General features: G+C 61.6%; 16 protein-coding genes. 7 read left to right on the top strand and 9 right to left on the bottom strand.

Annotated features, from left to right (window positions below; translation table 11 throughout):
- Positions 1–256 precede the first annotated feature (256 nt).
- Entirely contained in the window at positions 257–742 is a 486-nt protein-coding gene (locus tag CWE17_RS04790; protein ID WP_006853920.1) for a hypothetical protein, read from the bottom strand.
- 539 nt (positions 743–1281) lie between these two features.
- On the opposite strand from CWE17_RS04790, the gene CWE17_RS04785 reads away from it, so the two are divergent.
- Complete coding sequence (locus CWE17_RS04785) at positions 1282–3993, top strand: DUF3854 domain-containing protein (protein ID WP_006853922.1); 2712 nt, start codon at positions 1282–1284, stop codon at positions 3991–3993.
- Between the two features lie 155 nt (positions 3994–4148).
- Here the strand turns inward: CWE17_RS04785 and CWE17_RS04780 are convergent, their stop codons facing one another.
- Together CWE17_RS04780 and CWE17_RS04775 are read right to left on the bottom strand one after the other, a co-directional pair.
- Positions 4149–6008, bottom strand: coding sequence for a recombinase family protein (locus CWE17_RS04780; protein ID WP_006853923.1), 1860 nt, complete (start codon positions 6006–6008; stop codon positions 4149–4151).
- Positions 6009–6042: 34 nt separating this feature from the next.
- Positions 6043–6231 carry a hypothetical protein gene (locus tag CWE17_RS04775; RefSeq protein WP_240789243.1) on the bottom strand — a complete coding sequence of 63 codons (189 nt, stop codon included), beginning with the start codon at positions 6229–6231 and terminating at the stop codon, positions 6043–6045.
- A gap of 102 nt (positions 6232–6333) precedes the next feature.
- On the opposite strand from CWE17_RS04775, the gene CWE17_RS04770 reads away from it, so the two are divergent.
- The 5 genes from CWE17_RS04770 (at position 6334) to CWE17_RS04750 (ending at position 14257) form a co-directional block, all read left to right on the top strand.
- Positions 6334–7473, top strand: coding sequence for a glycosyltransferase family 1 protein (locus tag CWE17_RS04770; RefSeq protein ID WP_240789242.1), 1140 nt, complete (start codon positions 6334–6336; stop codon positions 7471–7473).
- Positions 7474–7483: 10 nt separating this feature from the next.
- Entirely contained in the window at positions 7484–8785 is a 1302-nt protein-coding gene (bioA, locus tag CWE17_RS04765) for an adenosylmethionine--8-amino-7-oxononanoate transaminase (RefSeq protein WP_131455188.1), read from the top strand.
- A gap of 63 nt (positions 8786–8848) precedes the next feature.
- Positions 8849–9994, top strand: a complete 1146-nt coding sequence (locus tag CWE17_RS04760; protein WP_131455187.1) for an efflux RND transporter periplasmic adaptor subunit — start codon at positions 8849–8851, stop codon at positions 9992–9994.
- 5 nt (positions 9995–9999) lie between these two features.
- Positions 10000–13290 (top strand): efflux RND transporter permease subunit, encoded by a 3291-nt coding sequence (locus CWE17_RS04755; RefSeq protein ID WP_131455186.1) that lies wholly within the window; start codon positions 10000–10002, stop codon positions 13288–13290.
- Entirely contained in the window at positions 13280–14257 is a 978-nt protein-coding gene (locus CWE17_RS04750) for an alpha/beta fold hydrolase (RefSeq protein ID WP_131455185.1), read from the top strand. The genes CWE17_RS04755 and CWE17_RS04750 overlap by 11 nt, the downstream gene beginning before the upstream one ends.
- 11 nt (positions 14258–14268) lie before the next feature.
- Here CWE17_RS04750 and CWE17_RS04745 read toward each other — a convergent pair whose 3' ends face one another.
- Together CWE17_RS04745 and mgtE are read right to left on the bottom strand one after the other, a co-directional pair.
- Entirely contained in the window at positions 14269–15270 is a 1002-nt protein-coding gene (locus tag CWE17_RS04745) for an RpoD/SigA family RNA polymerase sigma factor (RefSeq protein ID WP_131455184.1), read from the bottom strand.
- A 124-nt stretch (positions 15271–15394) separates the two neighbouring features.
- Complete coding sequence (gene mgtE, locus CWE17_RS04740) at positions 15395–16792, bottom strand: magnesium transporter (protein WP_161971413.1); 1398 nt, start codon at positions 16790–16792, stop codon at positions 15395–15397.
- Positions 16793–16845: 53 nt separating this feature from the next.
- Between mgtE and CWE17_RS04735 the strand changes: the two genes are divergently transcribed.
- Positions 16846–17325: a glutathione peroxidase gene (locus CWE17_RS04735; RefSeq protein WP_131455182.1), complete on the top strand. Its 480-nt coding sequence runs from the start codon at positions 16846–16848 to the stop codon at positions 17323–17325.
- 10 nt (positions 17326–17335) lie between these two features.
- Here the strand turns inward: CWE17_RS04735 and CWE17_RS04730 are convergent, their stop codons facing one another.
- Genes CWE17_RS04730 through gyrB form a run of 4 tightly spaced genes read right to left on the bottom strand, consistent with a single transcriptional unit; the run spans position 17336 to position 20448 of the window.
- Positions 17336–17740: a CrcB family protein gene (locus tag CWE17_RS04730; protein WP_131455181.1), complete on the bottom strand. Its 405-nt coding sequence runs from the start codon at positions 17738–17740 to the stop codon at positions 17336–17338.
- Positions 17740–18153, bottom strand: a complete 414-nt coding sequence (locus tag CWE17_RS04725) for a CrcB family protein (protein WP_131455180.1) — start codon at positions 18151–18153, stop codon at positions 17740–17742. The genes CWE17_RS04730 and CWE17_RS04725 overlap by 1 nt, the downstream gene beginning before the upstream one ends.
- Positions 18146–18481 carry an SH3 domain-containing protein gene (locus CWE17_RS04720; RefSeq protein WP_131455179.1) on the bottom strand — a complete coding sequence of 112 codons (336 nt, stop codon included), beginning with the start codon at positions 18479–18481 and terminating at the stop codon, positions 18146–18148. The genes CWE17_RS04725 and CWE17_RS04720 overlap by 8 nt, the downstream gene beginning before the upstream one ends.
- On the bottom strand, positions 18481–20448 hold the full coding sequence (gene gyrB, locus CWE17_RS04715; RefSeq protein ID WP_131455178.1) for a DNA topoisomerase (ATP-hydrolyzing) subunit B: 1968 nt from the start codon (positions 20446–20448) through the stop codon (positions 18481–18483). Before gyrB ends, CWE17_RS04720 begins: the two co-directional genes overlap by 1 nt.
- Positions 20449–20477 lie beyond the last annotated feature (29 nt).

Here is a 20477-nt window from a genome sequence, read left to right as displayed (position 1 = left end):
TCTGGCGATTGTTCGGCTGATGAAAGGCCGAACCCAGGATGAAAGCCCCCTCCAAAGTCGTTGAAGCGGGTGCGCGCTTGGACGGTTTCTACATGCTGCACAAAAGGCCGCATCGAGGCCAGCCTCATCAATCCATCGCATGGAAGACCTTAGAGCTGAACGCCGGAGGTTTTCTGGAGCCAGATGGCGCTGACGGGGACCAGCTTCAAGAAGCTCTCATGCTGTGTTCACTCCATCTTTCCGTCAAAAGTCTTCGTTAGTTCGAAAAATCTTCAAGCAGCCCTGCGACCCCAAGAGCCGTCGCCTCGATGTTCATGGCACCCTCCAAGGCCTTGCAGGCCGCGGCCATTACGGAAGGAAGCTCACGCCCTTGGAGAACGGTGCCAGCTTCCAGGTGATGCCTGACGCTGCGCTCGACCATCGCCAGTAGCTCTTCAGCTCGATCTCCAACGGTGCGAGCTCGTGCGAGCTGCTCTTGTCGGAACGTCTCAAGCTGGTATTTGCAGCGCTCAAGGTCCTCCTTCGTTCGTGCCTCTGATGCCTGCTGAAGCATCCCGGAGTCGTAGTCAGCCAGACGCTCGTTCCAGCGCCACTGTTCTGCTCGTCGGCGCAGGGTTGATTCAGAGCAGCCCACAACATCCGCTGTCTGACTGAACTGACGACTGGGGCCAAAGTCTCGATGCAGCAGGAGCTGCTCGAAGGCATCTGCGGGCTCACCAGGGAGTTGTGGGAAGGAGTTCATCGACTTGTGCGCTTTCCAACAGGCTTCCAACGGGCTTCAAGCAGCGTCATCGAGCTTCATCCGGAAGAGCCAAACCGTTCGGATTGGTGGTGATTTTGTAGCTGCTCAGAGTGATCTAGCGGGCAGCATTCCCAGCGAAGTGGACGTCCTCCAGTCGCCTCCCACTGCTTCTCGATGAAGGCTCTACGCCTTCTCTCCATCCATCCTGAGGATCTATTGGGTTGGCCCTTGTAAAAGGAATCAAGATCGGTTCTAAAGGAAGCCAAGAGAGAGAGGTAACTACTCCAGGCTTCCGGTTGTTATCGACATTCCGAACGAACCTGAACAAGCCCAGGTAACTTGAAGGGTTGGCATTTCGAGGTAGTTGCCACCGCTTCGGAACACTTGCAACGAGAACAACAACTGCTCTCTTGCCACTTCTGTGGCGAACTTAAACAACCTCAGGAGTAGCTCCCTGAGCCGGATAGCCACCTCGTTTGGGTTCATTGGCCCTGTGTGTGCGAGGTGGTCGGTCCGGACCTTCCTCACACACAAACCCAATGCGCAAGAACTTTCAGGGCCTCAGGCCCCACACAACTGAGCAACTCAGAGCCGAGTTAGTTGTCGACCATCTGATTAATCTTGACGATTACATCCGCGGAGCGATCACGCTTGGCGCTGATGAAGGCTGGCGTGAGGCGTTAAATCGCAAGGCACAGGAGCAGATCAAGGAGGTCAAAGAAAATCTCAACCTGCGCCCTAACGAGGTCGCCTGGGAAGAGCGCTCCATCACTCGCAAGACGGACTACAGGTTCCGAGAAACTCCGCCCGAGAACTGGAACATCTACAGCGTCGGGATGACCAACAAAGGCGTGCTTCTGACCGGACTGCACTTTGCAGGCCAACGCAAGCACCCCAGCATCCGCACCCGAGAGAAGGGTGAAGTTCGCTTCGACTGCACCGGCACCCAGGTGAAGGTCTACCTCCCGCCGTTGACGTGGGAGTACGCCTTGCATCTGCTGGATCATCACGGGTTCATCTGCACTCGGGAGGAGTACACCCCGGAGATGGCATGGCAGTTCATCTTCAGTAACCCGGCGGTCCCCATCTGGGTCGAGGAATCAGCCCTTAAGGCGTTGTCTGCGACCTCCCATGGTCAGCTCGCCGTCGGCATTAACGGCATCAACTCAGCAGGGCAAAAGACCCGATCAGATCGCCTCCGTGTGCCCCTGCAGAAGCTCGCGAAGGGTGGCCGTCGGATGATTGTCAGGTTTGACAACGGCAGCAACTCTGAGCGCGCTGCGCAGCGAGTAGCAGGGCAGCTGAATCGAGCTGGAGCTGATGCCAACTGGTTCACCTGGACAGATCCAGGCAAGGCCAAGACGGACGACTACTTCGCGGCGAAGGGCAAGGCACTGGTCGCCGGCACGTTTGACCGCTCAGCCGATCAAACCGACAGCTTCAACCTGAACGAGGGTCAAAAGGGCCATTACTCCCGACTGAAGGGCAACTGGCGGACGACCACGATCGATCGCGAGTTCGAGCCGGAGGACCTGGTCAAGGCGCGGATGCAGGGGCGAATTATCGCCCTGGAGGGCCCCACGGGTACTGGCAAGACCAAGGCCTCAGTCGGTGCCATTGACCTGATGGAGCAGGCCCTGGGCCACAAGGTCATCGTGCTGGGTCTGTATCACCGTGCCTCGCTGGTCCACAAAGGCGCTGCTGAGTTCGGTGTCAGGGACCTCAGCTCATCCAGAGGCACGTTTGAGCGTGAACGTGGAGAGCGCAGGGACGGTCTGTTCTGCTGCTGCGAATCGATCAAGAAGGACAGCGGCGAGTTGGACATGTGGAGATGGAGCCACGACCTGGAGGAGAACCCCAGGCCAGCTGTGCTGTTCCTTGACGAGCTCACCCAAGCAACCCTGCATCTGCTCCTGGACGGGACTGACGGGATGAGAGACAGCAGGCGTGAGGCGATCCGGTCAGTTGAACGGTTGATACGAAACCCAGAGCTCATCATCATCGCTGCTGAAGCGGGCATAGGCGACATCGAGCTGGAATGGCTACAGGCGCTGTCTGGTGTTCAACCTCAGGTCATCAACACCACGTTTCGCCGGCAGTCCGACCTGTTCTATGGCGCCGCTACTGCTGACAACATCGACAAGCTCCAGCAGCTGTGCGGACAGACCATCGATCAAGGCCAGCAGGTCTGGCTCTCGATGGGCGAAGCAGAGTCACTGAAGAAATTCAGCGCACCTTTTTCTCGCAGCTTTCTGATCCACAGCGACAACTCCTCATCCTTGGAGGTCGCTGAACTGATGTCCAACACCAATGCGGTCGCAGGTCAGTACACCTTGGTCGGATACAGCCCATCTGTGGTCTCTGGCATCTCGTATGAGGCCTCAACCGTTGGCATCGCTGCTTGTGTGCAGCAATTCGCGATGGCCCCCCAAGACGCCATGCAAGCCGTCGCCAGGGCACGAAGCGCAGATCGGCGGATCATGCTGTCGCCTGTCTCAGCACCGATGGCAAAGATCGGAACTGGGCGGACATCACAAGAAGAGGTCAGCCGTGCCAGGTTCACTGCGATCGACCCGAAGATGCAGGAGCTCTACCGAGACCACCTGAAAGGCGTTGACCCGGCAACCGTGCGCTACTCAGTCGCCCTCGAAGCTCGGGTCAACTATGAGGCCGTCAATAACGAGCACGTGTTGGCATGCCGCCTCAAGGATCAGGGCTACACGCTCCGGCCGTTTGACGAGCTGATCAGCGACAACGCTGTTGTTATCCCGAAGGCTCAGCGGGATAAACAGAAAAAGCAGGCTGAACTGAGCCGCCGGACCCAGCTGATCCATGAGGTCATGACTGGTCAGAAGACCATTGACCAGGCCAACTCAGAGGCCAGTAGGGAGACCAAGAACGGCATTTGGGTGGACCTGGCAGCGGTAGACCCCAGCCATGCCTATGTGTGGATGCTGCGCGTCAGGGTGCATGACCTGATCGCTGCAAGGTCATTCACTGTCGATAGCGCTGAGTTCCGCGCGATGGCAGCAGAGGTGCAGAGCCTGAATAAGCACGAGGCACGGGAACTGCGAGACATCCTCGGTGGCCGCGTCACCATTCCTGGACCAGACGACGACGTCCCCGCAACGTTCGCCAAGGCGCTGCTCAAGGTGGCGGGGTTCACCACCCAGAGGCAGAGGCTCCAGGTTGATGGCGTCCGTACCTACCGCTTTGAGGTGATCGCGTTGGAGCTGTCCCCATTCTTGTAGTGGGGTCTATAGATCTACACACCCCACTACAAAAACAGGGCAACGTCCAACATCTTTCCAGTCCATAGAGTCGCCACACTCAGCTCGAAGCAAAGAAGACTGTTGATAACTCGAACAGAGCGCCTTCAGGGAACTGCTGAAGCTCACGCTTGTTTTCATTGTCGTCCCTCGCTTCTATCGCCTCCAAGATCAACTTCGTAACCAAGCTCTGATGCACGGAAGCGAGCAATCTCTTGGAGACCAGCCACAACCTCTGGGGGGAAGACAGGCCGCGGAAACTTGCCAGGCTCCTTGATCACCCCTCCTCGTCCTGTCACCAGTTGATTGAACCAAGTCTTGCCAGCGAACAAGAAGGCAAAGCCGCGCTCGTAACCCATCGCTCGCAGGGCATGCAGCTCTCCAAGCGCAGTCCCCCAGGAATCCGTCGGAAACCCATTGGGACCAAGCCGGTTGTAGTGAAGCTGAATCGAGTCTCCACTCATGACCCAAGAAATACCGAGCTGCTGAAGCCAAGAGTTGAACTGCATCCGTTTGGGAATCTCTTGAAGCCCATGCTGAAGAAACTGGGACACGATCTCGACTGTGTCCTGCGCCTTCAGCACAGGGTCCTGAGGGCGTAACTCGCTGAGCCTGTAGTTCAACTCAGAAATCTCTCGCTCGAGCTCTAGAACTTGCTCACGCGCCTGAGAGATGGCACCGGTCAGAACAGAGACCTGAATCTCGTTGGGCAGCTCCTTCGTCAGCTCTTCAGCAAGACGATGTTCACCGCGCTGAATCCTTCCACTGAGCTCCTGAAGCTGATCGTTTGCAGTACGGATCTGCCTGCTCAAATCCTCCACTTCCGGCCCCATCTGGATGGGGAAGAGGTTCTGCCAGTCGGCCAACGACAAGGTCGCCATCAGCATCGCCTCGGCCTCATCCAAAGGAAGATTGATGGTCGGCGACTTCCGCCAAGCACCAAGCTGCTCACGACATCGCGTCGCACCCTGCTTTGCGACCGCACCAGCACTGTCAGAACAGGTGACATAACCGGGATGCCCGGGTCTGGCGTATCGACCGGCCGCCCTGTAAGTCAACAGAGACCCACAACCCGCGCAACGGACCAAACCACTGAACAGGAAGTGAACTTTCCGCGCCTTGGTGGTTGAACGCTTCCGATCACGCGTTGCCTTCGCCCGTTGGGCTCTTGTGAAGGTCTCCTGATCAACAACAGAGGGGTAATAACCCGGTATCTCATGGCTGTTTTTGCGCTGCAACAAGCCGGTGACAGCGGGGTCCCTTAACCGTTGACTCACTTGACCACGGTTCCAACGACCGTCCTTAGATGCAGGAGGGGCTGCATAGCCCTCCGTATTCAGCTCATCGGCAATCTGCGTCTGGCCCATCCCCGCCAGGCACATCTTGAACATGGCCTCGATCGACTTGGCGTAGCCGTTTAAGCGAAATGGGTTGTCAGGCAACGACTCATCCCGGTCAATCCAGTAGGGATTGCGATGCCGCGGCCTCTCACCACGATCCTGCGCCTCGTAAATCTTGCGCCACCCACCACGAGACCATTTCGACTTCTCGTCGCTCTCGGCATGAGCCTGTGCGAAGAGGAACGACAGCATGGCGAGGTCTTGGGCCCCAGTCGTCTCTCTGAACAAAGGAGAGCCACCCTGATAGCTGCAGACCGCAAACCCAAGCCCCTGCCCCCAGACATCCCGGATCAGAGACTCCAGTGCATCCAGAGGCTCTTGCCTGGAGAAGCGCCTGTGATCCTCAACGACCAGCACGGACCCCTTCGGGATAGAACCGGAGCGAGCTGCCTCTAGAAACCGCCCCAGCGCCCCTTGGGTGCGGTTCCGGCCGGTGTAAGCGCTGACGCCTGGATCGAGAAGTTCCTCAGCAAGACGAAAGTCGGGATGCCTGCGCATCCAATCCTTTAGAGCCTCCTCCTGGCGCTGCAGACCTGACTTATCGCCTTGTGCCTGGCCACCACTGGAAACGCGGCGATAGGAATAAGCCAGCGCCATGGAGAGGCTTGCCCGACACAGACAAGCTAGTCACCTATGCCGCAGAGCACCGCATCACCTCGGCAATCCAGATGCCGTAGGGATCGAGCGCCTGATCGGGCAAGGGCCAAGTGCCTTCGGCCGTGACCATCCAGGGTTTGGTCTCCGGCGCGCGGCGACCGTGCTGCTGCCACCAGTGGAGGAGGGCTGCAGCGAGCTGCCGGTCAGCGATGGGGTGCTCCACAGCGCCGGATCTGAAGCGAAGAGTTGGAGATCGATTGTGCCCGTCTGAGCTGCTGGCAATCTCCGCCGTTGCCATCGCGCAACGCAAGGCTTCCTTACCCCCATGGGACGCTGGATGTGTCCCCACTCAGCCCTGAAGGGATTGGCTCAGCTGATCAATCTGCTCTCGTGGCTGCCCGGCCATTCCGGCTTCGGGAGCTATGTCCAGAGGGTCGTTCCAGGGCTGGAGGGCTGGAGGCTGCAGCTTGATGGGAGCGGGCAGGGCTGCCTGATCGACCGCGATGCCTGGCACCCAGAGCCGCCCCCCCAGGCACCCGGTCGTCTGATGCGCCTCCTCCAGCGCTATGGCATGACCCAGCACGGCCTCGATCTACCGGCGCTGCTCCAGGGAAGTGGGTTCCATGGAGAACTGCCCGAACTGATCTATTCCCCCTTCTTTGATGCGCTGCTCTGCTGGCCACAGCTCCCTCAGCTGATCACCTGCCATGACCTGACACCCCTCACCTGTCCCAACAGCCGCAAGGCCTGGCTCAAGTACCGCTTTTGGCAGCCGCGTCATCTGCGCTGCGCCGCCAGGGTGATCGCGATCAGCCGGCATGTGGCCGATCAACTGATCAGCTTCGGCCTGCCAGCCGAGCGGATCCGAGTGGTTGCCAATGGCATCCGAGTGCAACGACCGGTGCTACCAGCCCCCCAGAGCGCCGACCTGGTGGTGCTGGCCCGACACGATGCCAACAAGAACCTGCCAGCACTGCTGCGGGCGCTGGCGGGGGTGCAACGGCAGCTCCCCCACTGGCGGGGCCGAGTGCGAATCATCGGCAGAGATGGCCCCGACAGCCAAGGTTTGCGCAGGGGATTGAGGGCCCTGCCTCAACCCGAGCGGGTGGAGCTGATCCCATCGCTTCCGCCGGAAGCACTGATCCAGACCTTGCGGGGCAGCCTGGCCCTCATCTCTGCGTCGAAGGAGGAGGGCTTTGATTACCCAGTTCTCGAGGCCAAGGCGGAAGGGCTGCCCACCCTGATCAGCGACATACCCGTGCATCGGGAATTTCATCAAGGGTCATCCCTGTTCTTTCCGGTGAACGACGATGGAACCGTGCTGGCTGGTGCCATCAACCAGCTACTACGCGATCCCACCAGCTGGCGCGACCTCTCTGGCGCTGGCCGAGACCTGGCCCACTCGTTATCTGTGGAGCAGCAGGTTGGTGCGATTCAACAGCTGATCAGCGACCTCCGCGCCTGAGATCTCGTTTATGGCCTGGCATCCCCATCTCTGGCACCCCACCACCCAGGTGGCCTTGCACCCTGAGCCTCTTCGGGTGCATTCCGCCAAGGGCTGCCTGCTGACGCTCGACGACAGCACTCCCCTAAAGGGCTCTACCTCAAGCAGCCGTGAGCTGATCGATGCGATCAGCAGCTGGTGGGTCACCCTGCACGGCCATGGCGAGCCGACGATCGCCGCCGCCATCGCCCATCAGGCCGAGCAGCTAGAGCAGGTGATCTTCGCCAACTTCAGCCACGCGCCCGCCGAACAGCTCGCCAGCCGCCTCGCCACCCACACCGGTCTCGATCGGCTCTTCTTCTCCGACAACGGCTCCACTGCCGTAGAAGTAGCGCTCAAGATCGCCTGGCAGTGGTGGCGCAACCAGGGCAGCGAGCGTCGTCAGCTGATCGCTTTTGAAGGGGCTTATCACGGCGACACCTTTGGAGCGATGGCCCTCGGTGATCGCTCGGTGTTCACCGACCCCTACGACAGCCTGCTCTTCGACGTCTGCCGCATCCCCTGGCCCCACACCCACTGGGGCGATGCCACGGTGGAGGCGCGGGAGCAAGTCGCACTCGCAGCCCTCGACAAGGCCCTGGGGACGCCAACAGCAGCGCTGATCGTCGAGCCCCTGATCCAGGGAGCCTCCGGCATGCGTCTGGTGCGTCCTGAATTCCTCAGGGCCGTCGCCGCCCGCGTGCGTGACTGCGGCGCCCTGCTGATCGCCGATGAAGTGATGACCGGCTTCGGCCGCACCGGCGCCCTGTTCGCTTCCCAGCTGGCGGGGATCCAACCGGATCTGATCGCCCTCTCCAAAGGGCTCACTGGCGGCTTCCTGCCCATGGGGGGCACGATGGCCAGCGAGCACCTGTATCAGGGCTTTATCAGCACGGAACCGACTCACACCTTCTTCCACGGCCACAGCTTCACGGCCAATCCCCTGGGTTGTGCCGCCGCCCTCGCCAGCCTGGATCTGCTCGAGGCCAACCCAGAGGCCTTCAACGGCTTCGAAGCCCGCCACCGCAAGCATCTAGAGCACCTGCAAGAGCGAAAGGCCGTGCAGCGGCTGCGTTGCCTAGGCACCATGGCCGCCTTCGATTTGGCTGTTGGTGACACCGATTACCTCAACCCCGTGGGCCGGCAACTTCAACGCCATTGCCTGGAGCGGGGGGTGTATCTGCGTCCCCTGGGCAACGTCGTCTACCTGCTGCCGCCGCTCTGCATCAGCGATGCGCAATTGGCCTGCTGCTACGGGGCGATCGACGCTGCGATTGACGCGGTCACAAACTGACCACAACACCTGCCGCTTCCATCAAGCGTCAGTAGTTTCTGGCCATCTCTTGCCACTCCGACAGTGCGGCGAACGCTGACGCTCTCCCTGCTGGCCTTTACCGCACTACTGGCCTCCTGCAGCAAACCCAAACAGCCCGCTCAGCAGTTCCTCAGCGTCCAGACCGCTCGGATCGGTGATGCCACCTTCAATCCCAGCGTGGAAGCGATCAGCATGCTGGAGTCGACCACCAATGTGGCGCTGCGGCCAGAGACGGAAGGACGGGTGGTGAAGATTCTCGCCAGCGAAGGCGACAGGGTGAAGGCCGGCCAGCCGATCCTGGTGCTCGACAACGTGCAGCAGAGCGCCGCCCTCAATGCCGCCCGCGCCCAGGCCCGCACCGACAAGCTCAACGCCGAGCGCTACGAATTCCTCTACGAACAGGGCGCGACATCGGCCAAAACCCGAGACCGATACGCCACCCAAGCGATCGCCTCCCGCGATCAGGCCCTCGCCAGTGCCGCCACGCTCGGATACAAATTCGTGCGCTCACCGATCGACGGCATCGTCGGGGATCTCGACACGGTGAAGCTCGGCGATTACGTGCAAACCGGCCAGGCGATCACGGGCATCGTGGACAACTCCACCCTCTGGACGCTGATGCAGATCCCCGCCACCCAGGCGGATCAGATCAAGATCGGTCAGACAGTGAAGGTGAGCTCCCAGACCAGCCCACCGGTCAGCGGCCAGGGGAGTGTGACCTTCATCTCGCCCTATTTCGGCATTTCCGGCAGCCAGCAGTCGCCCAACACCTTGATGGTGAAGGCCACCTTCCCGAACCTCACAGGCAAGCTCAAAACCGGCCAGTTCGTGAAGAGCCAGATCGTGATCGATCAGAGACAGGCTCTGGCGGTGCCGGTGCAGGCGGTGTTCATGCAGGCGCAGCAACCCTTCGTGTATGTGGTGGTGCCCCTCAGCAAAGCCCTCCCCAAGATCAAGGCCTCCAGCTCCGTGCCGGAAGCCAGCAAGCAGAAGCTGGAGAAGCTGCCGGCGAGCACACCGATCGTGGTGCAGAAACCTGTGGTGCTTGGCACGCTTCAGAACAACCTCTACCCGCTGCGCTCCGGACTGAACCGTGGTGAAACGGTCGTGGTGAGCAACACGGCCCTGCTCAGCAACGGCCTGCCGGTGAAGGTCTCCAACAGTGCCAACGGCGCCGGGAGCAACTGAAGGCCATGGCGTTTTCCGACAACTTCATCAAGCGGCCGGTTCTCACCACCGTCTGCAGCATCCTGATCGTGCTGATGGGGGTGATCGCTATCCCCACCCTGCCGATCGCCAACCTGCCCAACATTGCGCCGCCTCTGATCCAGGTGACGGCCAATTACAGCGGCGCCAACTCGCTGGTCACCGAACAGTCGGTCACCAACCCGCTCGAGCAGCAGATCAATGGCGTGCCCGGCGCCTCCTACATCTCCTCCACCAGCAACATGGAGGGGCAGAGCATCATCCAGGTCTACTTCGACGAGACCACGAATATCGATATCGACCAGGTGAACGTGCAGAACCGCGTGTCTCTGGCGATGCCCCAGTTGCCCTCTCAGGTCTCGGCCACTGGCGTGTCGGTGCAACAAAGCACCCCCTCGATTCTGCTGGCCTATCAGGTGTCCTCCAGCGACGGCCAGTTCGACTCGGCTTACCTCAATGGCCTGATCTATGAGCAGCTCTACTACCCATTGGAGCGGATCGACGGGGTTGCCAACGTCAACATCCTTGGCGGCAGCAATCCCGCCTACTGGCTGAACGTCGACCCTGGGAAACTGGCCGCCAACAACCTCACCGCCATCCAGGTGATTGATGCCGTACAGGCGCAAAACACCACGGCGGTGGGCGGCCTGGTGGGCGGACCTCCAGCCTCCGGCAATCAGGCCTACACCTACCCATTGCTGGTGCAGAACAACGGCAACCTGGTGTCGATCGAAGACTTCAACAACCTGATCGTCGGCCGTTCGCCCACCGGCAACCTGCTGCTGCTCAAGGATGTCGGCAGCGTGCAATACGGCTTCAATAACTACACAACGGCAGCGGTCAACACCGACAACCACGACGCGATCACGGTGGCCGTCTTCCAGACGCCTGAAAGCAACGCCTTGGATGTGGCCGATGCGGTGGTGAAGGAAATGGAGTCGTTTGCAGCCACGGTGCCACCCGGTGTGACTGTGACGCAGGTGTACAACATCGGTCAGTTCATCGAAGCCTCGGTGGATGGCGTGATTGATGCCCTCGGCCTGGCGATCGTGCTGGTGCTGCTGATCCTGTTCATCTTCCTGCAGAACTGGCGCGCCACCGTGGTGCCCAGCCTGGCGATTCCGATCTCCTTAATCGGCACCTTCGCTTTCATCAAGGTATTCGGCTTCTCGATCAACCAGCTCACCCTGCTCGGCCTGGTGCTGGCCACCGGCCTGGTGGTGGACGACGCGATTGTGGTGATCGAAGCGGTGTCGAAAAACATCGAAGCGGGCATGCGGCCGCGCCAGGCAGCGCTCGCCTGTATGGGTGAATTGTTCGGCGCACTGGTGGCCACCGCCCTGGTGTTGATGGCTGTGTTCGTTCCGGTGGCCTTCTATCCGGGAAGCATCGGCATCATCTACCAGCAGTTCGCGCTGACGATCGCTTTCTCAATCGCGATCTCCGCCTTCAACGCGTTGACCTTCTCGCCGATGCTCTCCGGCCTGATCCTGCGCGGCGGCGAGACGGCGGAACCGAAAGGCTGGACCTGGCCCGTAGCCGGGGTGATCGTGGGTCTGGCCTTCGGGCGCTTCAGCTCCGCTGCTTTCGGGCAATGGACCTACATCCTCGGTGTGGTGGTGGGTGGCCTAGCGGGAGCGAACCTGCCACTGATCTTCCGGGTGTTCAACAACAACTTCGCCAAACTCCAGAACGGCTATGCCCGCCTGATTCAGACGCTGATCCGGGCCCGCCGCTGGGTGATGGTGGCCTTGGGCAGCGGCATCGTGATTACCGTGCTCGCCTTCATGGCCCTGCCGTCCGCCTTCATCCCCGATGAAGACCAGGGCTACATCCTTGGCATTTATCAATTGCAGAACGGCGCCTCCCTGAGCCAGACCCAGTCGATGGGCAAGGAAATCGCCGCGATCCTCAAACAAGAGAGTGATGTGAGCGACGCCGCCGTGATCAGCGGCTATGGCTTCAACGGCTCGAGCCCTGACCAGGGCACGATCATGGTCGGTCTCAAACCGCTAAGCGAGCGCTCTGGCCAGAGCAACAGCTCCTTTGCAATCGCCGATCGCCTCAACGCCAAACTCTCGAAACTCAGCAGCGGCATTGCCGTCATCGGCCAGCCCCCTGCAGTGCCGGGCTTCTCCGCCCAGGGGGGCTTCTACTTCCAGTTCAATGACCTCACCGGTGATTACAGCTTCAATCAGCTCAACGACCAGGCCCAGAAGCTGATCAAAGCCGGTAAGGCCAGCGGTGAATTCTCCTCGCTCTACAGCCAGTTCATCCCCAGCGCACCAGCCTTCGGCCTCAAGGTGGATCGGGCTCTGATGGGCGCCCTCAACGTCGACTATCAGGAGGCGATGGACACAATCGCCACCCTTTCCGGTGGCAGCTACACGGGCCTCACCTACGAAAATGGTCAGGTGCGCAACGTGTATGTGCAGTCAGAGGCTGCGCAGCGGGCCGATATCGACAGCATCCTCAGCTACTACGTGAAGAGCCGAGATGGCCAGATGGTGCAGGTGTCGCAGTTTGCGGAGGCGGAGCTCGACAGTGCCCCACCAATCATCAGCCACTACAACCTCTACCGGACGGTGCTGGTGCAGGGCGCCCAAGCGCTGGGCAAGAGCTCAGGTCAGGCCCTGACGGCAATCCAGAACCTGTTCAAGCAGCTTGATTTCAACAACATCGGCTACGCCTTCACCGGTCTGGCCGCCCTGCAGCTCTCCGCTGGCAGCGCCAGTGTGCTCGTGTTCGGGCTGGGCATCCTGATCGTGTATCTGGTGCTGTCGGCTCAGTACGAGAGCTATGTGACGCCAGTGATCATCCTGATGACCGTGCCCCTGGCGATGCTCGGCGCCCTGGCCTTCCTGGCAGCACGCTCAATCGACCTCAACATCTATGCCCAGGTGGGTCTGGTGACCCTGATCGGCCTAGCCGCCAAGAACGGCATCCTCATCGTCGAGGTGGCCGAACAGCACCTCGAGGAAGGCATGACGGCAACAGAAGCGGTGATCGCTTCGGCCGAGTCGCGCCTGCGACCAATCCTGATGACCGCCATCGCAGCTCTGGCAGGCTTCCTCCCCCTGGTGGTGGCCAATGGCGCTGGCGCCCAGAGCCAGCAGTCGCTCGGCACGGTGATCTTCGGTGGCCTGGTGGTGGCGACAATCCTCTCGCTCGGAGTGGTGCCGCCCTTTTATGTGGTGATCAAGGGTCTCGAAGAGCGGCTGTTCGGCAAGCGCGAGCCTGAGCTCAGCGACCCCAAGGCCCCCGCAGGTGCAAGCTGAAGCCAAGCTCTGGCTGTGGAAGCGGCAGGAGACTCTCCAGCTCGAGGTGGGCTGGTGCAGTACCTCACCTTCAACGGAGGCATCCACCCCTGCCGTGGTGCTCATCCACGGCTTCGGTGCCTGCAAGGAACACTGGCGCCATGTGCTGCCTGTTCTTGGGAGCGTCACGCCCAGCTATGCCCTTGATCTGATCGGCTTTGGCGCCAGCAGCCAACCCAAAGCCCTCCTGGGTCATGAGCGGCCCGAAGTCGGAGCCGATCCCACCGCTTCGATCCACTACAGCTTTGACCTCTGGGGCGAGCAGGTGGCGGCGTTCTGCCGGGATATCGTGGGGCGTCCGGTGCTGCTGGTGGGCAACTCCATCGGCGGAGTGGTGGCCCTGCGCGCCGCGCAGCTGTTGCAGGCCGATCCGGACGCGAGTCCTTGCCGAGGCCTGGTGTTGATCGATTGCGCCCAGCGGCTGATGGATGACAAACAGCTCGCCACGCAACCCGCCTGGATGGCCTGGATCAGGCCCTTACTCAAGACCCTGGTCAGCCAGCGCTGGCTGAGCACAGCCCTCTTCCGCAATGCGGCCAGACCAGCGGTGATCCGCCAGGTGCTGAAGCAGGCCTACCCCAGCGGGCACAACGTGGATGAAGCGCTGGTACAGCTTCTGCTCCAACCCAGTCAGCGCCCAGGCGCGGCGGAGGCCTTTCGCGGCTTTATCAATCTGTTCGATGACCACCTGGCTCCCGATCTGCTGCAAAACCTTGATCTGCCCGTGCATCTGATCTGGGGCGAGGCCGATCCCTGGGAACCGGTGGCGGAGGCAAAGGTGTGGAAAAAACGCTTTGCCTGCATCCGCTCCCTACAGGTGATCGAAGCGGTGGGGCACTGCCCCCACGACGAAGCACCCGATCAGGTCAATCCACTCTTGATCGCGATTGCGGAGAGAGCAGACGGCACTCAGCCGGCGACCCCTTAGCTAGCGACCTCTTAACAGGCGACGTAGGCCTCCACCTGATCACTGAGGCGACGCAGTCCGGCGAGGCCATCACGCTCGAGGTTTCGCACCCGATCACGGCTGATGCCGATCACTCGGCCGATGCCGGTGAGGCTCATCGGCTCCTCCCCGTCCATCCCATAACGCATCCGCAGCACTCGACGCTGCAGATCTGGCAGCTGCTCCAGCAGATCTCGCAGATCTCCCTTCAGACATTCGCCCTCCACCTGCTCGCTCGGTAGCTCTCCATCCCCCGCCAGAAGCTCCAGCAGCTCCGTGTCATCGCCATCACCCACCTTCATCTCCAGGCTCACTGGCTGACGTGCACGGCACATCAGCTCCTTCACCTCCTCTTCCGGCAGTTCCACAAACTCCGCCAGCTCCGTCACCGTTGGCGTTCGACCCAGCTCCTGGCTCAACTCACGCTGACCTTTCTTCAGCTTGTTCAGCATCTCCGTGATGTGGATCGGAAGACGGATCGTCCGGCTCTTCTCCGCAATCGCACGCGTGATCCCCTGACGGATCCACCAGTACGCATACGTACTGAACTTGTAGCCACGCGTTGGATCGAACTTCTCCACACCACGCACCAAGCCGATCGTTCCCTCCTGGATCAGATCCAGAAGCTCCATATTCCGCTTCGTGTATTTCTTCGCGACGCTCACCACCAAACGCAAATTGGCCGCCACCATCCGCTCCTTCGCACGACGGCCCGCCTGCTGTTTCCGCTTCAGCTGCACACCGCTCAGGCCAGCTGCCTTCGCTAACTCCTCGGATGCAACCACCTCGCCACCACGCTGTTCACTCAGCTCAGACTCCAGCGCCTCAAGCTCCATCAGCTCCTGCACCTGACGACCCAGCGTGATCTCCTGCTGATGGCTCAACAGCGGCACACGACCGATGTCCCGCAGGTACGAACGCACCAGATCCACGTCGCCGCCCATGGGGCGCGATGCGGCCGCAGATGTGGGCTTGGAGGCGGGGGAGACGGCCATGACAGCACCTTTGCGTTATGTAAAGCCTACTCCTGAAGAAGTGTGAAGCCCTCTCAGAAATGGCCAATCCCGCCCTTTTGAGTGCAAATACCTAAGGCGCTTTGAAGCCTCCGAGCGCTATGACTCAGCCCACCTGCAACCGCTGTAGCAACCAGGCGGCCGTGCGCAGATAGATGAACACCCCGGCAACGTCAGTCGCCGTGGTGATGAACGGGGCCGACATCAAAGCGGGATCGAGGCCCATGCGGTTAAACAGCAGAGGCAAGGCGGCACCGGCGGTGGCCGCCAGGGTGGTGATCGCCATCAGGCTGATGCCCACAGCCGCACCCACCAGCGGGCCCTCCCCCCGCCACCAGGCGAAAGGCACCACCACCACCAGCATCAACAGACCCAGCAACGCCCCGGCGATCGCTTCACGGCCGATCGCCTTCAGCGGGCCGAGGGCCTGGATGCGCTGGGTGCTCAGACCACGAATCACCACGGTGGAGCTCTGGGCACCCACATTGCCACCGGTGCCGATCAACAGCGGGATGAAGGCCGCCAGCAGCACTACCTGCTTGAGCACCCCATCGTTCATGGCGATCACCTCGGTGGTGAAGCCATTGGCTACCACCAGCACCGCCAACCAGACCACCCGACGGCGGGCGACGGTGAAGAGATTGCTCTGGAAGTAATCGTCTTCATCGCCGGCCTGCACAGCACCGGCGGCGTAGATATCTCGAGTGGCCTCCTGTTCGATCACGTCGATGACGTCGTCCACGGTGACGATCCCCACCAGGCGCTGCTCCCGGTCGACCACTGGCACCGCCAGGAAGTCGTAGCGCTGGATCGCCCGGGCCACCTCCTCCTGATCGGTGTCGGTGCGCACGCTCACCACATCGCGGGTCATCACATCGCCGATGCGGTCCTCGGGGTCGGCCGTCACCAGATCTCTCAGGGAGAGGATGCCGGTAAGGCGACGCTCGCCGTCGGTGACATACAAGCTGTAGATGGTCTCGGTGTCGCGGGCACGACGGCGCACGATCGTGAGCGCCTGGGCAGCACTGTGGAATTCCTTGAGGTCGATGAACTCGGTCGTCATCAGACGACCGGCAGTCTCGGGTTCGTAACCAAGCAACTGAGCGGTCACGCGGCGCTCGGCTGGGCTCAGTTCCGCCAGCAGGCGACGCACCACCTTGGCGGGCAGCTCATCAAAGAGACGCACCCGATCATCGGGTGACATCTCCTCCACCAGCTCCAGCACCTCGCCGGATCGGAGCCGCTCCAGCAGGCTCTGCTGCACGGCAGGGTCGAGGTACTCGTAGACCTCAATCGCCTCATCTTTACTGAGCAGCCGAAAGGCAAGGGCCTGAAGGGTGCGCGGAAGGCTGCCGATCGCCTCAGCGATATCCACCGGCTGCACCGGCTCCAGCAGCATCTTCACGGCGTCGTAGTTGCCGCTCGCGAGCATGGATTCGAGCTGCTGGGCTACCACAGCTGCGATGTTGTCGGCTGCTGCCCCCCCACCGTTTGCCTCGTCCATCGGCATGCGTCAGGGCGTGCTTAGTGTATGGCCGCCCGCCCGACTGGATGACGATGAGCGTGAACGTAAGTGCCGTGACCGTGCGCAGTGCCGACGGCAGCGAGAAGCGCCTCGGCGACTACAACGGCCAGGTGCTGCTGATCGTGAACGTGGCCAGCCGCTGCGGATTCACCAAGCAGTACGCCGGCCTCCAGGCCCTGCAGGACGCCTACGGGCCCAAAGGTCTGCAGGTGCTGGGCTTCCCCTGTAACGACTTCGGCGCCCAGGAGCCCGGCACGCTGGATGAGATCAAGAGCTTCTGTTCCACCACCTACGGCGCCAGCTTCGAACTCTTCGACAAGGTGCATGCCACGGGCAGCACCACCGAGCCCTACACCACCCTCAACCAGACGGCTCCCGCCGGTGATGTGGCCTGGAACTTCGAGAAGTTCCTGGTGGGTAAAGACGGCATGGTGATCGCCCGCTTCAAGAGCGGTGTGGCCCCCGAAGACGCCGAACTCAAGACTGCAATCGAAGCCGCCCTGGCCGCCTGACGCAAAGCCCTCAATCGCTCGGCGCTGAGCCCTTCAGGGCCCGGCCGAGCGCGAACCCCAGGGCTGCGGCACCCAGCCCCAGCCCCAGGGTGAGGCCAATCAGACCAAGCGCCGAAGCCCAATCCCCGGCGGCAAGGAAGCCGACGCTGTTCACCATCCAGCTACTGAAGGTGGTGAGCGAACCGCAGAAACCGATGCCCACCAGCAGCTGGCGTCGCGCCTGAATCGGTTGGCCAGCGAGCCAGCCCAGGATCAAGGCGCCCAGCACGTTCACCAGCACGTCCTTGTCGTGCAGATGCACGCCCACCTGCCAGCGAATCAGGGCTCCGGGCACGGCGCCGACCGCCACCAGCAGCAACTCCTCCAGTTCAGCGCGCAGGGTGAGCTGGCCCTTGGGTGCCTGGGGATCCGCCATCAGACCAGCCCCTCCGACAGACCCAGCCCGTATCCGAGGCCGGCCACCAGCAGGCCACCCAGGATCGAACCGAGGGTGAGCAACAGGGCTTCACCCCAATGGCGCCGCTGCAAGGTGGTGAGCAACTCCACCGCAAAGGTGGAGAAGGTGCTGAGGCTGCCAAAAAAGCCAACGGCGATCAACAGCATCAGTGGTGAGCCACCTGCCGGGCTCGCACAGCGACCACTGGTCTGCAAACCGAGCACCAGACCGAGGGCGAAGGCGGCGATCAGGTTCACCGTGAAAGTGCCCCAATGCTTGCGGGGCACGATCGGTTCAAAGTGATTGACGATGCGCAGCCGCAACCAGGCACCGGGAATCGCTCCGAGGCCCACCAAGAGGGCTTGACCAGGAAGCAACAACGGCTCAGCCATGGATCCAGCCGCGACGGGGCTGGGGGTCGCTGGGCAGGGCAGAGCCACTGGCCACCTGCACCTGAAGCCACTCGTGGCCATCAGCGCAGCGCCAACGGCGTAGGAGTTGCAGGGGCGTGCCGATCTCGAGATGACGCAGGGCCGGTGCCTCCACCAGCGGACTGCCTTGGAGCAGGACATCACTGCCACTAAGGAAAGGGCCACCGGCATCGCGGCGACGCACCTCGGGCTGACGACGCTCGGCACCGCCGGCCGGCAGAGCTGCAGGGGCGATCAAGGCCACCCCCAGCAACCAGCTCCAACGCAAAGCAGCGGCAGCAGCGGGCATCAGATATCGAGCTTGGCCATGTCGAGTTCGGCGCTGTGGGTTTCGATGAACTCGCGCCGGGGGGCCACTTTGTCGCCCATCAGGATCGTGAAGATGCGATCAGCTTCGAGGGCATCTTCGATCTCCACCCGCTTCATCATGCGGGTGGTGGGATCCATGGTGGTTTCCCAGAGCTGGGCGGGCATCATTTCACCAAGACCCTTGAAGCGCTGGATGTTGTAGTTGGCTTTCTCGCCAAAGCCAGCCAGCGTTTTTTGGAGATCCTGCTCGTTGTAGCAGTAGGTGTGGTTCTTACCGCGCTCCACCTTGTAGAGGGGCGGACAAGCGATGTAGATGTAACCGCCCTCCACCAGCTCCTTCTGATAGCGATAGAAGAAGGTGAGCAGAAGCGTGCGGATGTGGGCACCGTCCACGTCGGCGTCGGTCATGATCACGACGCGGTGATACCGCAGATTCTTGGAGTCGAATTCCTCACCCTTGATGCCAAGGCCGAGGGCGGTAATCAGAGCCTGAATCTCCGTGTTTTTGTAGATGCGGGCGTCGTCAGTCTTCTCAATATTGAGGATCTTGCCGCGCAGGGGCAGGATCGCCTGGAAACGCCGATCGCGGCCCTGCTTGGCGGAGCCACCAGCCGAATCACCCTCCACGATGTAGATCTCCGACTCGGAGGGATCGCGGGAGCTGCAGTCAGCCAGCTTGCCGGGAAGCGTTGAGCTCTCCAGCACGCTCTTACGGCGCACCAGCTCGCGGGCACGGCGGGCGGCCTCAGCGGCATTGAAGGCCTGGATCGCCTTCTCGAGGATCATGTCGATCACCGAGGGGTTGAATTCCAGGTATTGGCTGAGGGCCTCGCCCACCAGGCTGTCGACAATGCCGCGAACCTCGGTGTTGCCGAGCTTGGTTTTGGTCTGGCCTTCGAATTCCGGCTCAGGCACCTTCACCGAAAGCACAGCGGTGAGGCCCTCACGAATGTTCTCGCCCGCGAGGTTGGAGTCGGCTTCTTTGCGCTTGCCGCGCTTGCGAGCAAAAGTATTGAGGGTGCGGGTGAGCACCGTTTTCAAACCCTCGATGTGGGTGCCGCCATCCACGGTGCGGATGTTGTTGGCAAAGCCAAGGATGCTGTCGGAGTACGCATCGACGCACCACTGCAAGGCGGCTTCCACCTGAACGCCGTCTTTCTCGGCATTCACATAGATGATTTCGGGATGCAGCGGATCCTTTTCCGCGTTCATGTAGGCGACGTATTCCTTGATGCCGCCTTCGTAGAAATAGATCTCTTCGTGGGCCTCACCGTCGGCATTACGGGCGCTTTCACGCTCATCGCGGAAGACGATGCGCACGCCGCCGTTGAGATAGGCCAGCTCGCGCAGGCGAGCAGCAAGGGTGGCGTAATCGAAAACGATGCCGCCGGTGAAGATCTGAATGTCTGGCTTGAAGCAGACACTGGTGCCGGTGCGGCCGTTCTCGTCAGCGGGCTGGGACTCGGAGGCAAGGCTGCCGATCGGGGCGCCGCGCTCAAAGCGCTGCCGGTGCACCTGGCCCTGACGGCGCACGGTGACCTGCACCCATTCGCTGAGGGCGTTCACCACCGACACACCCACGCCATGCAGGCCGCCGGACACCTTGTAACCGCCGGCGCCGAACTTTCCGCCGGCGTGGAGCACGGTGAGCACCGTTTCCAGGGCGCTCTTACCAGTGCGGGGATGAATATCGGTCGGGATGCCGCGGCCGTTATCGGTGATCGAAGCGGAGCCGTCTTCCGCGAGAACGACCTGGATCTCGTCGCAATGGCCCGCAAGGGCCTCGTCCACCGAGTTGTCGACCACCTCGTACACGAGGTGGTGAAGACCACGGGGCCCGGTGGTGCCGATGTACATGCCCGGACGCTTGCGCACGGGCTCCAGGCCTTCCAGGACCTGGATCTGCTCGGCTCCGTAGGCGGCCTGAACCTTTGAGGCTTCGCTCATGCGTTCGTCGTCTGCCGGGCCTCCTGTCA

It is taken from the genome of Synechococcus sp. BS56D, from assembly GCF_004332405.1.
GTDB lineage: Bacteria > Cyanobacteriota > Cyanobacteriia > PCC-6307 > Cyanobiaceae > Synechococcus_C.
Note: the sequence above shows the minus strand (reverse complement) of the source record. Positions and strands in the feature narration are given on the sequence as shown.

Coding starts and splice junctions, on each gene's coding strand:
- bioA (WP_131455188.1), top strand. CDS start 7,484: ATGGCCTGGCATCCCCATCTCTGGCACCCCACCACCCAGGTGGCCTTG.
- CWE17_RS04755 (WP_131455186.1), top strand. CDS start 10,000: ATGGCGTTTTCCGACAACTTCATCAAGCGGCCGGTTCTCACCACCGTC.
- CWE17_RS04790 (WP_006853920.1), bottom strand. CDS start 742: ATGAACTCCTTCCCACAACTCCCTGGTGAGCCCGCAGATGCCTTCGAG.
- mgtE (WP_161971413.1), bottom strand. CDS start 16,792: ATGGACGAGGCAAACGGTGGGGGGGCAGCAGCCGACAACATCGCAGCT.
- CWE17_RS04720 (WP_131455179.1), bottom strand. CDS start 18,481: ATGCCCGCTGCTGCCGCTGCTTTGCGTTGGAGCTGGTTGCTGGGGGTG.
- gyrB (WP_131455178.1), bottom strand. CDS start 20,448: ATGAGCGAAGCCTCAAAGGTTCAGGCCGCCTACGGAGCCGAGCAGATC.
- CWE17_RS04770 (WP_240789242.1), top strand. CDS start 6,334: ATGGGACGCTGGATGTGTCCCCACTCAGCCCTGAAGGGATTGGCTCAG.
- CWE17_RS04745 (WP_131455184.1), bottom strand. CDS start 15,270: ATGGCCGTCTCCCCCGCCTCCAAGCCCACATCTGCGGCCGCATCGCGC.
- CWE17_RS04725 (WP_131455180.1), bottom strand. CDS start 18,153: ATGGCTGAGCCGTTGTTGCTTCCTGGTCAAGCCCTCTTGGTGGGCCTC.
- CWE17_RS04780 (WP_006853923.1), bottom strand. CDS start 6,008: ATGGCGCTGGCTTATTCCTATCGCCGCGTTTCCAGTGGTGGCCAGGCA.
- CWE17_RS04730 (WP_131455181.1), bottom strand. CDS start 17,740: ATGGCGGATCCCCAGGCACCCAAGGGCCAGCTCACCCTGCGCGCTGAA.
- CWE17_RS04785 (WP_006853922.1), top strand. CDS start 1,282: ATGCGCAAGAACTTTCAGGGCCTCAGGCCCCACACAACTGAGCAACTC.
- CWE17_RS04735 (WP_131455182.1), top strand. CDS start 16,846: ATGAGCGTGAACGTAAGTGCCGTGACCGTGCGCAGTGCCGACGGCAGC.